Below are 12,605 nucleotides of genomic sequence, written 5' to 3' on the forward strand. Positions count from 1 at the left end.
AGCGGGGCAGCAGTGGCACTAAGAGATAGCAGCCGGATGGAGCCGGACGACCTGATCCAGGACCGCGAGGTCGACAACGCCCAGAGTGACCGGCTGGCCCACAGTCACATCGCCGAGCAGCTCAATGACGTGGTGCTGTCAGTTCCCACACCGACAAATATCGCGGTGTGGGGTCCTTGGGGTTCCGGCAAGTCGGGCGTGGCCAATCTCCTGAAGGGGCTCCTCGAGACGCAGCGGGACGTGCGGTTCGTGCGGTTCGACGCCTTCAAGTACGCGGAGAACCCACTGCGCAGGAACTTCATCATCGCGGTCGCCACCGCCCTCGGGATCAAGGACGCGAAGTTCCACGAGGAGTTGTACGGCGGGCGAGCCGCCGTGAAGCTTCAGTTCGAAAAGGGCGACGTGCGACGCCTCCTGAAGATGTTCGGATGGATGTTCGGTGCTGTCGTCGCGTTCTTCGCCGCCGCCATGGCGTTCTTCGCCTGGCTGCACGGAGGGGCGTTCCGGCCCACGTTCGCCAGCATGGCGGCCGGAGCGCTGAAGGCAGGGATCGCGCCGGCCGCGCTGCTGACCTCCTTGATGGTCTTGGTCTCGCGCACTCTCACTCGCGAGCACAAGACGGAAGCCGCTGACAGCGACGAACAGTTCGAGAAGCTCTTCGGCGACCTCGTCAAACGCTCCCGAGTGGAACGGCTTGTCGTGTTCGTCGACGAGCTGGACCGGTGTAAACCCTCCGACGTGGTAGCGACCCTGGACGCTCTGCGCACGTTTCTGGGCGTTGGCGGTTGCGTCTTCGTCGTCGCCGCCGACCAGCAGGTCCTGGAAGAAGCACTCACCCGTGCCCTGGAACAGGCCACGCCTACCGACACCGTAAACCCGTACTACAGCAGCGGAAGCGGCTACCTGGACAAGGTGTTCCAGTACCAGCTCAGTCTCCCTCCACTGCTGGTGCCCAAGGTCACCAGTTTCGCCGCCGACCTGGTGCGCGGGCGGGGCGGCGTGTGGGCGACGGTGGACGTCAATCTGGTGGTGAGCGTTCTCGTGCCCTCGCACGTGCGCAGTCCCCGCCGGGTCAAGGCGCTGCTGAACACCTTCGTTCTGACGTACCGGCTGGCTCAGCGGCGGGCCGCGGACGGGCTGCTGGAGATCGACCCAGCCACGCGGGTCGAGGAGATCGCCAAACTGGTCTGCCTCCGGGTGGAGTTCCCGCTGTTCGCCCGGGATTTGCTGCTCGACCACCGGCTGTGCGCGTTCGTACTGGCGCTGGACGCCAACCCCGAGGCCGACCTGGCCTTCGCCGTGAGCGAGCAGGCCAAGGAGGCCGCCCGCCGCTACGCGAACCTCGACGCAGCCGTCGACCAGCACCTCAGTGGCCCTGAGGGCCCTGACGAGATCGAGGACCAGGATCAAAAGGCGGCCGATGTCCGAAAGCATCACGGCCAGCAACTCGTTGCCTATCTCAAGAAGACACGGATCGTGCCGGGTCCGGGCCGTGACCTGATCTTCATGGAGACCAGCGGCAGCGTGTTCGGACTGCCCTCCACTGTGGCCGAGACACTGGAGCAGCAGGCGCAGAACGCCGAGCTGGACGCGGTACTCGCCTCCGTCGGCGGTCTTCCTGCCGAGGACCGCTCTGCCGCGCTGGCTCTCCTCCTCCAGCAGGCCCGGGACGCGATCGGTCTGGAGGAGGAGAACGTCGCCTACACCGTCCTGGCCGTCTGCGGTGACGCAGCTCTCTCCCTGAGCGGGATGGCGGACACTGCGGTCGAGACACTCACACCAATCCTGACGAACTCCCCGCATGCGCTGCCGGACGAGGTGCTGCCCGGATGCTGGCGGCTAGCACTGGCCAGTGACCGTCCGGCAGCAATCGAAATGCGTACGATCGTCCTGCGGCACTCCGCCGTCCGAGACAGTGCCTCCACAGCCGCCATGGCGATGCGCCATGCCGAGCCGGCCCTGACGGCAGACCCCGGCCTCGTGCAGCAGCTGGTGTCACACCACCTCCTGGGCGAAGAGGAGGACATGGCCGAAATGCTCGCCGAACTTCCCCCAGCTCAAGCGGCGATCCTCATGGAGCAGGTCGGGCCCCACATTGCCAAGGAACTGCGGGCGCTGATCGAGGAACACGAGGAATGGAAAAGAGCGCTCGCCCAGCCGGCAGCCGTCCCGTCGGCTCCGTCTCCGGAGCCGAGGAGTCCCGACGAGGCGCTGCGGAGGCTGGAGGAACTTCTGGAGCACTGGTGCGAGGAGTGCTCAGAAGCGGCACACTCCGTCGTAGGACTGCTGCTGGCGTCGGACAGCAAGCCGGGCCGGGACATCGTCGAACAGCACGCCGACGATATCCCCACCGTGCGGGAGACCGCCTTGGCTCGGGCGGTGCTGTCGAGTTCCCACCGGCGTTCACTCCCCTACTGGCCGGCGTGGCTCGGACTGCTGGATCCACGATCAGCTATCCCCGAAATGACCGGCGAGTTCGACACCCTGCTCAAGAAGCTGTGGGCGCTGGTCAGCAGCCCCACCAAGACTCCAAAACCGGAGGAGGTCGACCGCGCTGCGGGCAGCCTCATGCGGCTCTTCGACCACCAGCCCCCGGGCCAACACCCGCACATCACACCTTTCGTGCTGCCCGCGCTGTCTCATCCCTCTACCGACGAGGAAGCCGTGGAGCAACTGCGGCTGCTCGACGTGCTGCAGCCACTGGAGAACAGCGGTCTGCTGGAGCGCGCAGCCTTCGTTCGTCACCAGGCGGCAGTAGTCACCGAGTTGCTCACCGACGGGGATGACCTCCTCGTTTCACACGACAGCGCGATCTTGACCTACATCGAGTCCATCGTGAACGACTGCCTGCGTGACCTGGACGCTGCCGGTCCCGCTCCGTTGAACCCCAGAGAAGCCCGCGCTCTCGTAAATGCCCTTGACCAGAGCGGCTGGCTGCCCGAGAACGAGCACACTCGCCTGCGGGTCCGCGCACACCATCTGCTGGCGACCGGCGGCATCGACAGAGACGGACTTCAGCCGCTACCGACGGCAGCGGCCATGGCCGATCACACCCGGAAAAATCCCGATCACGCCGGCGAAACACTGGCCGCGTGGATCACGCTCGAAGAACCCTCGGCATCAGAGCTACTCAAGGCCGTATCGGCAGGACTGCGCCAACAGTCGCCAACCCACTCCGACGCGGCATTGCTTCAGGCGGTCGCGTCACGGCTGGCCGCTCTGCCAGCGCAGGACCAGGCCGGCTTCTGGAAGGACCTGCTGGCAGGCCCAGGCACTCGTCTGCCCATGCAGACACTGACCTCGGCCGGATGGCCGTCGCTCCCGGACGCCCTTACGGCCGAGCTGCTGATCGAGAGGTACGACCGCGCATCCCGAAATCCCGACCGCCGCGCCGTTCTCGACCTGTGGCGGGCCGCGAACGTCACGAACCCATCCGCCCGCCGTGACCTGATCCAAACGATCCTCCTGCCCATGCTCGAGGCCAACCAGGGAGCCGCGGAACTCGCCATCCAGTACCTGCCGCAGCTCATGGAGTCCGTCCCCAAGGGGATGGGGAAGGCCGTGCGCGAGACCGTCGAAGCCAGCGGCAAGAAGTGGCGCAGTCTTGACGAGCGCGGCATCAAGGCATTGACAGCCATCGGTTATCGCACCGAGCGCACCGGTCTACTGAGAACACGCCGCATCAGCCGCAGCAACGACAGTTGAAGTGTTACCGGAGGCCAGTCACCCCTGCACGTCACCATGCAGCGATGAGACCGAAGGATGCCGAGCGCGGCGATACTTACCGTCCCCTTCTCGGCTTTGGGGTAATTTTCGCCGTTCGCTAGGTGGGTAGGACGTCGTGGGCGAATCATGGTGAGACGCGAAGGATCCCGGGGCGGGAGGCACTGAAGCCCCTCACGGGGGGGAGGATGAGGGCCGAATGGATCGCGATGTCATCAGCGCGCTGCGGCAGTTGGAAGCCGAGGTCGCTGAGGTTCTGGGGGCCGCGTGTGCCAAGGATCGGTGGCGGCAGATCGTCGGCGTCCTGAACCGGGCTCGGTCCGGTGTCCGTGCCGGCCACGTGCCTGATGCCGTTCAGGTCCGGAGGTGGGCGGGCGAGTTGGAGGACCTGTGCGCGGACCTACGGGCCCGGCGGCTCTCGGAGCCGGCCGTGGCGGCTCCCGCCTCCGTGCAGGAGAGCGCGCACAGTCTGGTGCTCGACATCGCCGCCACCCTGACGAGCCTCACCGGCGATCCGGCGCCCCCCTCTGGAGAGCCCGCGCACCGCACGCCCCGGCAGGGAGGGGGAACGGATGCGGGCCGGTCCGCGTGAGCGCGACCTGGTGGTGCACGTCTTCTACGCCGCGGCGCGGTGCACGCCGGGCGGCCCCGCGGACGACCACCTCAGGGCGGTCTGGACCGCCTGCCGTGACCGGTTCGGCATGGACGCCCCCGCCCTGGTCGGGGTGCCGGCGGATCCGCCCGCCGACCTGCCGGCCGTGCTCTCCGCGACCGGCTCCGCCGTACGGGTGCTGGCTGCCGCCGAGGACAGCGCGCGCTCGGGCGACTTCCAGGCCGTGCTGTACGCCGTGCACGAGATGGTCGGCGTGACGGTGGTGCTCACCTGTGGCGGCGACCGTGCCTGGGCGGAAGCCGACTCCGCGTGGCGGGCCGCAGTCCCCGCGGTGCCTCAGGACGCGGCGGTCTCCGGCGTCCTCCAGGCCGTCCGGGTGTACCGGGGCGTGAGCCCGCACACCCCGCTTGTTCCCGCCGACGCCGACGAGGCGGTCGTCGTCCTGCGCGCGGAGTTGCCAGCGGATGCCGTCGCCACGGTTTCCGGGCCCGTCCACCGGCCCCTCGGCGATGCCGGTCCGGCCGTGCGGGAGATCGGGACCGACGGGCACACCGCCGAACGGCGGCTGCTCGCGCTGGCCCCGGACGGCGGGCGGGAATCGCTCGACGCGTGGACGTGGAACGACGGAACCGGGCGTCTGGTACCCCTCACCCGCTACCTCCTGCACGCCGCCGCCGTACGACATCAGGAGGCCGTGTACGCCGCTGCCCGCGCCCCGCTGGCCACCGCGCGCACCCGGGTGGAGCAGGCCGTGGAACGGATTTCGGCCCTGCACCCCGCGGTGCTCGGTGGCACCCTGCCTCTCGGCGTCCTCGTCGACGCGTCCACGGAACTGGCCTGGATCCAGGGCGGCTCCGCCGGGCTGATCGACGCCCTCGGCAGGATCCGCGTCATGCGCCGGGGAGTGGAGACGTCGACGGAGGCGATGGCCGGGGTTGCTGGCACCAGCGCGGGATCACTGGGCGAGGGCGACCGGGTCGCGGCACAGCTGCTGCTGGCCGCGCTCGACGACACCGCCGCCCACCTGGAGGTGCTGCGGCAGCGGGCCGACGAGATCGCGCGGGTCACCGACGGCCTGGTCACCCAGCGCCTCAACGGCCGGCGCCAGCAACTCCTGCAGGTCCAGGGGGCAGTGATCGGCGGTGTGCTGATGGCGCTCACCGCCGTCCAGGCCTTCGGGTTTCAGGTCCCTCTGCCGACGCGGCTGCAGGCCCCGGTCATCGTGCTGCTCTTCGGACTGGCCGTTGCCCTGCCCGGGACGGTATTGCGCTGGTCCGGCGCCGACGATCCGTTCGCCCGGTCCACGGGCGTCGACCGGGCCGGGCTCGCCGCCGCAGCAGCCGGCAGCGGATGGCTCGCGGTGGCCGCCGGATGCCAGCTCGCCGGTGTCGCGACGAGGCCATTGCCCGCGCTCGCAGCTGCGGTCACGGCCGTCGCTGTCACCCTCCTCGCGGACCGCCTCCGCACCCGGTCGCGCCGCCGCGCATGACGAGAGGACGTGCCCCCATCAGCAGTCCGCAGCACCCTTCGTCCTCATCCCTGGTGGGGCGGTTGCGCCGGATGGCCGCCCGTTTCGGGATCCGGCGGGGCCCACAGCCTCCGCTGCCCGTCCCGTCCGACGTCCCCGCGGGCCGACAGTCCTCCCTGCAGGCCCTCCCGCTGCGCCGCCGCATCGACCTCCACATCGCTCCGCGCACGAACGCCGCCTGCGACGGCGCCGACGACCCCGGTGGTCTGCTGGATCCGCGGGCGGAAGCGGAGGCACGGGAGGTCGCCGCCGTGGCGGTGGCTCCGCAACCAGGGCCGCCCGGCTGGCGCATGCATGAACCGGACGTGCATCTGCTGGGAACCTTCCACTGGTTCCGGTGCGAGCTCCTCGACGGCCCCGACGCGGACGACGAACGGGCGCGTGCGTGCGCCTACTTCACCTTGCTCTTCCAGGACCACCCGGGAAGCGTCCCGCCACCGGTACTGGCCTCGCTGCGAGCCGCGGTCGCCGGAGTACCAGCGTCCGACCTGCGCAACGGACCCGTCTTCTGGAGGCGGTGCGCCGCGGCCCCGGTCCGGGCAGCCAAGAACGGTACGGGCGCCCGCGGCGCGCTTGCCGGCGCCCTCGTCCTGATCCGGCTGGCGGTGGCAGCCACCGCCCCGGGAGACCCTGAGCACGGCCGCAGCCTCGGCCTGCTGGTCCGGGCCCTGACCACCGACCCCGAGTGGGCCAGCGATCCGCATACCTCCGCCGGGATCCTCGACGCGGCCCGCCGTGCCGTCGCCGCGTTTCCTGCGGGGGACGCCGAGGGTCTACTGCACCAAGCCGTCCTCTCCACTGTCCTGACGAGCCTGTGGGAGGCCACCGGCGACCCGGACCACCTGGCAGAGGCCCTGCGCGCGTCCGCCACGGGAACGATGCACTCCGGCGTGGCACCTCCGTCCGCCGTCCACCGCATCCCGCTGCTCACCGCCACCGCCCTCGCTCTGCACGCTCGTTATTCCGCCGAGGACTCTCTCGCCGACCTGCGGGCCGCTCTCGCCCAGGAGAAGGAGGCCGTACGGCTGGCCGAGGCAGAGGAGCCAGCCCTGCTGCCCGGACTGCTGCCGGTCATGGCCGTATCCCTGGTCGACCTCTACAGCCGTACCCGGGACGACGCCTATATCGGGCAGGCCATCGACGCCCACCGGCGGGCACTGGACCTGCCGGACCCATCGGCCTCCGAGCACAACGAGACGTCCTTCCTCCTGGCCGCCGCCCACACGCTCCGCTACCGGTACCGCCACGAGCCCGAGGACCTGGCGGCCGCCCGTCAGCTCATCGGCGCACTGCGGCGAACGCCCGCCCACGCCCGTCGCCTCGGCGTGCGGCTGATCGAGCTGGACGCCCTGCTGCTGCGCGAGCAGGGCGAGGCCGAGCAGGACGAGGCGGTGCTGCGCCGCGGCGAGCGCGCCCAGGCCCGGGCCCTGCGCAAACTGGTAGCATCCGGCGTTCCCGAGCGGGACCTAATCCGCCCCCTCACCGCCCACGCGGGCGTCCTCGGCGCACTGCACACCCTGACAGGCAAGCGCACAGACCTCGAACAGGCAGCTGCTGTGTACGAACGCGCCGCCGGGATCACCGCGGCGCCCCCGTTCGATCGGGTGCTCGCCGCGCTGGGCGCCGGGCGTGCCCTGGGCGCTCTGAACCGTCCGGACCACGCGCTGCCCCGGTTCCGCGCGGCCCTGGAACTCCTGCCCGCCGCCGCCTGGCACGGACTACCGCGGGCCGATCGTGAGCACATCCTCTCCGCCCTCGCCGGAATCGGCGGCGAGGCCGCGGCCGCCGCGCTGGACACTGGTGACCCTGCCCTGGCCCTCGAACTGCTCGAACAGGGGCGGGGCGTGCTGCTGCGCCAGGCCCTAGACCGACGGGCTGAGCGCCGCCAGTTGCGTGTGCACCACCCACAGCTGCTGGCCCGCCTGGACCGGGCACGGCAGGCGCTGGACCGTCCCGAGGACGGCATGACGGCCATCGACGGCCCGTCGGCCTTCGAGCCCGATCCGCAGCGCGCGGCGGAGCAGGAGTGGGACGCACTGGTCAGGACCGTCCAGCAGGAGACAAGCCTGCCGTTCCTGACCGGGCCACACACCACTGAACTGCTGCGGGCGGGCGACGAAGGGCCGGTCGTCGTCGTCAACTGCGCCCGTACCCGCAGCGATGCCCTGATCGTGCTCCCCAGCGGGATCACCGTGGTCCCGCTGCGCGGACTGTCCCCTGAGTACGCCGGCGAACTCGCCCGCGGGATCGACCGCGCCGCCGCTCTCGCCGAAGACGATCCCGCAGCGGCACATCCGCTCGTTGACGACGTCCTGGCCGAACTCGGCACCCGGGTGGCCGCGCCAGTACTCGACGCCCTCGACTCCCTTCCCGGCATCGGTGAGGCCGACGCGACGGCCGGCCCCCTCTCGCACCGGCTGCCCCGGCTGTGGTGGTGCCCGACAGGCCAGGCCGCATTCCTTCCCCTGCATGCGGCCCGACTCCCCGACGGGACATGGCTCCCGGACCGCTGGGTCTCCTCATACACAGTCACCCTGCGGACGCTGTCGGAGTCCCGCGTCTCGAGGGCCGCGGCCACCACCGGCCGCCTCGCGGAGTCCGACCCGATGCAGGCGGCTGCTCCCCCACTGATCGTCTGTGTCCCCCGCCCTGGCGAGCAGGACCGGCTGCTGCGGCACGCCGACGACGAGGCCCTGCGTGTCCTCGCCCATCTGCCCGGGGCGGATCTTCTGCCGGGCGACAAGGCAACGCCGCAGGCCGTGCTCGCCGCCCTGCGCACCGCCCGCTGGCTGCACTTCATCGGCCACGCCGAACAGGTGCCGTCCGCCGAGGGCGGCGCCCTGCTCCGCTGCCGGGACACCGGCGACGGGCGGGAAGGCGCGGTCACCGCCGCAGAGATTGCCGACCTCGGCGCGGCCGAGGCCGACCTCGCGTACCTCTCCGCCTGTGAGACGGCCACCGGCGACATCGACCTGCCCGACGAGGCTGCCCATCTGGCCGGGGCACTCCAGATGGCCGGGTTCCGACATGTCATCGCCGCGCAGTGGGCCGTGAGCGACCGCCGTGCACCCGACCTCGCCCACGCCTTCTACGGCCAGATCACCGATGCCGAGGGCCCGCACGCCGATGGTTCCGCGCGCGCCCTCCACCACGTGGTGACCACGCTTCGCCGCGCCCGCCCGGACTCCGCGGCCCTCTGGGCGCCCTACGTGCACGTGGGCCCCTGACGCCCAGAGCCGTGGCCCTACGCGCCGCATGGCCAGCAACAGAGAACTCCTCACCCACGTGGGGCCCATGAAGTCCCGCTCCAGACCGCTAGGTGGTGCGGGACATGACGTTGGCGGCACCGGTCGATGCCAGTGAAACCGGCCTCGACAGGCGTCGGTCGGCGTGCGGGCCATGTCGAGTCCTGAGTCAGACAGGGCGGGGGCTTTCGGGCACGCCGACGATTACCTAGTGTTGTCAACTGTCCGTACAGGCGAACGCGTTGGCCAGATGTAATGGAAGTTAGGCATATCTGGAGGTGCTCGGACCTGACCGACGGCAGCCGGCGTGGCAGCGGCGGGCCCTGCAATCCTCGGGAAGTAGCGTCGGCCAATTCTCCCTCCACCCGGCCCCCGCCGGCTGGTGCTGCGCGAACCATGACCATGCCCTTGACCTCTCGCTGGAGACGGACCGTCAGGGTGCCGCCGTCCACGAGGCCGGTCACACGACGGCGGCCTTCGTGACGGGCATCGACGTCACCGAAGTCGTCCTGACGCCGGAGCAGACGCAGCACCCGTGCGATCCGACCGCCGGGGTCTCGGGCATCACCGGCGTCAGTCGTATCGCCGTCCCGGTCGGCGACTACCTAACGATGCTGGCGGCCGGAGAGGTGGCCCACCAGCGGTGGCTTCGGGACTCCGGCTTGTCCACCCCGGCCCGGGCCTGGGCGGTCGAGCTCGGTGCGATGGACGACGTGGGCAAGGCCGTGAACCGGCTGCGGGAGTGGGTCCCTGGGTACGAGGAGACCGGATGCCGTCAGCTCTTCTGGCGGTACAGGCCCGCCGCTGCGGAGCTCGTGGACGCCCGCTGGGAGAGCGTGCGCGCGGTCGTCGGCGGCCTCGCCGGGCTCCCGAACCCTCCCGAGCCTGCGGCACCGCGCGACTGATCCCGGGATCAACGTGTTCATGGCGAAGGCCTGATGTCTCCACCAACGGCCAGTTTTCTGTGACCTCGATCACATGGCCTGCTGCATCTTGGATGCTCCAAGCGGTCACTTGGAAATCCAAATTACCGCAGGTCACGCACGGGAATTGCCCGCAGACGCCTCCGACCTTGAATTCGCCGCAACGGCGACGGCGACGGTTGGCGTAGCCGCAGCTCACGACGGGAACTTCTGGTCGCTGAACTGTGCTCTCGGGCGGAATCTCGAAGACGAGCCGTTTTGCACGATGGGCGCTCCACGACCCTCCCTGACCTGCGGTTCACTTAGCCGAGGCGGTCAGGGCCGCCGGAAACGGAGAGGGGCCGCTCCATGCCCGGAGCGACCCCAGATGTCTCCGTGAATCGGACGAGGGTACGAACGACACCACTGGAGGCTTTTCCATCATGGCAGAACACCCCTTCAAGATCGCCGGACCGGACCGGCGCGAGGGCAGCGACTGGTTTACCTTCCGCGTCCCGTCGCATGCCGCCCAGGGGCTCTTCGGGCTCGCCTCGGTCCAGGCGGCCAACATCGCGGGCATCGTCCCCACCGGACGGGCGGAGGGCCTGGCCGTGTTCGCGGCCGCCGCCCTGGTCCTCCTCAAGGGCTGCGTCTACCGCCGCTGATCAACGGCGGGGGCGTCGCGCTCGGCGCCCCCGCTGCGCCCCGTATCCGACAGGCTAGGCGGCCACGCCGCCATCCGCGGAGTCCGGGGCGAGGGCGGCGCGCTTGAGGGCTTCGCGGGCGGCGATGGACTCAGGCCCCTGGAACGGACTCTCCCGACGAGCAGTCGGCTGCCATGCCGAACAGCTGAACTCCCATCCCCCATGAAAAGCAGCGTGGTCCTGAGCGCCGCCGGCGAACCCGTCACCCTGCAGAGAGACACCCAGGTACACATCGGTGTCGACCGTCGACCGGGCACTTCCTGGGACACTCGGGTGAGATAACGAGGAGGTGCCGGTGACGGACGTGGAAAATCTGATTGCGCAGGTCTGGAACCCGGACACGCGACCGCTCGCAGAGGAAGCATGGCGCTGCTACAACTCCGGCGCCATCCGCGCAAGCATCGCCGCAACCTGGACGACAGTCACCGCAGACATCATCACCAAACTCATCCAACTTGCCGACAACGGCGATGCTGGGGCAAGCGCATTCCGCACCGAGGTTATGAGTGCACAGGAAAAGGGCATCACTCCAGACGGCGTTCGCGCGATGCAAAACATCGAAGCCAGCTTGCTGACCAAAGCAGTTGACTTCGAGTTGATCGACTCGATCGGCCAGCGAGAACTCGAACGCATCCGCGAAGACCGCAACCTCTGCGTACACCCGTCACTGCGCAGCTTCAGCGAAGTCTACGAGCCTCGCCCTGAAGTCGCCCGTGGACACCTCGCGGTCGCACTGACAACGCTGCTGACCCATCCCGCCACCCAGGGTGGGAAAATCTTGGACGCGTTCCTCGACTACACCTGTGACCCGTCGTTCGTACCGGTGGTGTCCCACATTCAGACCAACTTCTTCGACCGCGTACGCAAAGCTGCCCGCAGCAACATCGCCAAGCTCGCTGCGAAGCACGCCCTTCGCGAACTCGATCCCAATAAACGTTTGGCGGCCATCGAGTACGCCGACAGGTCCGCCCTCGTGCTGCTCGCGTTCGCGCAACGCGACAGAGAGCTTGTCCGTTCCGCCGTAGCTGGACAGCGCGAAAGCTTTCAGACACTCGACGGCGAGACACAGCTTCGCGCCCTCGTCCGCCTCTGTGACCAGGATTTCTTCTGGGAGATGGTGGACGAACCACTCCGTGAGCGGCTTCAAGGTTTGCTGACCAGGAACATTACCGCTGCCGTCTGGGAACCTCTTCGAGCCGACATCGCAGCAAGCCTGGCAGTCGTCAGCAGCAGCTACGCGAGAGAACGGATTCCCGCGCTCGAACAACACTTTGCCGACCTTCCCGAGTTGCATCGGATGAACGTCGTGGCAACGCGTCCGCACCCGTATTTCGTCCCCGCAGTGCTGCAGTTCATCGAGGAAGCCGGAAGTTGGCGTACGGGGGAGCAGGCTGGTCAACTCCTCGTCCAGCACGGCGCCTTCCTCAGTATCAAGGATCTCGGGGCAGCGTTGACGACGTGGGCGGACAACCACGAGTGCCGCACCGCCGCCCAGATGCCTGATCTTGCCGTGGCCCTGTTCCGTAACACGGCGCATCTTGGCTTGGCGCAGCCCGCGGAATTCGTCTCCTTCCTCTCCCGCGTTCAGTCCATGGCCGAGGAGAGGGATAGCTTCTACCGGTACCCGGCGCTGGAGGCGGTATTGCGTGCTGGTGGCCACATTCAGTGACACCACGATTTGTCAAGCAACTCTGCAGTACAGAGCTGTAGAGCCCAGTAGGCAGGTCAGGCACGTGGTGAGCCAAGCCCGTCACAGGTGCGCTTCAAGATGCCCTGCAGGCAGCGCGTGTCCCCACCCCGGAGGCAGATCTCCCGAAGGGTGACTATCTGGGCAGGCTTTGGCGCACCACGCCCTTGGACGGCGAGGGCGGGCGTGGGTCCGGGAGCGCA

7 protein-coding genes are annotated in these 12,605 nt (G+C 69.2%); all 7 read left to right on the top strand.

Translation table 11 applies throughout. The annotated features are described in order from the left end of the window. Nucleotides 1-36 precede the first annotated feature (36 nt). The 7 genes from ABT057_RS27915 to ABT057_RS27945 all read left to right on the top strand — a co-directional run bounded on the left by ABT057_RS27915 (nucleotide 37) and on the right by ABT057_RS27945 (nucleotide 12,384). Nucleotides 37-3,705, top strand: coding sequence for a KAP family P-loop NTPase fold protein (locus tag ABT057_RS27915; RefSeq protein ID WP_352346359.1), 3,669 nt, complete (start codon nucleotides 37-39; stop codon nucleotides 3,703-3,705). 217 nt (nucleotides 3,706-3,922) lie between these two features. Beyond that, nucleotides 3,923-4,315: a hypothetical protein gene (locus tag ABT057_RS27920; protein WP_352346360.1), complete on the top strand. Its 393-nt coding sequence runs from the start codon at nucleotides 3,923-3,925 to the stop codon at nucleotides 4,313-4,315. Beyond that, entirely contained in the window at nucleotides 4,296-5,825 is a 1,530-nt protein-coding gene (locus ABT057_RS27925) for a CATRA conflict system CASPASE/TPR repeat-associated protein (protein WP_352346361.1), read from the top strand. Before ABT057_RS27920 ends, ABT057_RS27925 begins: the two co-directional genes overlap by 20 nt. Nucleotides 5,826-5,896: 71 nt before the next feature. Continuing rightward, nucleotides 5,897-9,091: a CHAT domain-containing protein gene (locus ABT057_RS27930; RefSeq protein ID WP_352346362.1), complete on the top strand. Its 3,195-nt coding sequence runs from the start codon at nucleotides 5,897-5,899 to the stop codon at nucleotides 9,089-9,091. A gap of 296 nt (nucleotides 9,092-9,387) precedes the next feature. Next, nucleotides 9,388-10,014 (top strand): hypothetical protein, encoded by a 627-nt coding sequence (locus tag ABT057_RS27935; protein WP_352346363.1) that lies wholly within the window; start codon nucleotides 9,388-9,390, stop codon nucleotides 10,012-10,014. A 440-nt stretch (nucleotides 10,015-10,454) separates the two neighbouring features. Further along, complete coding sequence (locus ABT057_RS27940) at nucleotides 10,455-10,676, top strand: hypothetical protein (protein WP_352346364.1); 222 nt, start codon at nucleotides 10,455-10,457, stop codon at nucleotides 10,674-10,676. A gap of 334 nt (nucleotides 10,677-11,010) precedes the next feature. After that, on the top strand, nucleotides 11,011-12,384 hold the full coding sequence (locus ABT057_RS27945) for a hypothetical protein (RefSeq protein WP_352346365.1): 1,374 nt from the start codon (nucleotides 11,011-11,013) through the stop codon (nucleotides 12,382-12,384). Nucleotides 12,385-12,605 lie beyond the last annotated feature (221 nt).

Origin of the sequence: Streptomyces sp. NPDC002588 (assembly GCF_040295925.1) — a bacterium.
GTDB lineage: Bacteria > Actinomycetota > Actinomycetes > Streptomycetales > Streptomycetaceae > Streptomyces.

Coding starts and splice junctions, on each gene's coding strand:
- ABT057_RS27930 (WP_352346362.1), top strand. CDS start 5,897: ATGGCCGCCCGTTTCGGGATCCGGCGGGGCCCACAGCCTCCGCTGCCC.
- ABT057_RS27915 (WP_352346359.1), top strand. CDS start 37: ATGGAGCCGGACGACCTGATCCAGGACCGCGAGGTCGACAACGCCCAG.
- ABT057_RS27925 (WP_352346361.1), top strand. CDS start 4,296: ATGCGGGCCGGTCCGCGTGAGCGCGACCTGGTGGTGCACGTCTTCTAC.
- ABT057_RS27920 (WP_352346360.1), top strand. CDS start 3,923: ATGGATCGCGATGTCATCAGCGCGCTGCGGCAGTTGGAAGCCGAGGTC.
- ABT057_RS27940 (WP_352346364.1), top strand. CDS start 10,455: ATGGCAGAACACCCCTTCAAGATCGCCGGACCGGACCGGCGCGAGGGC.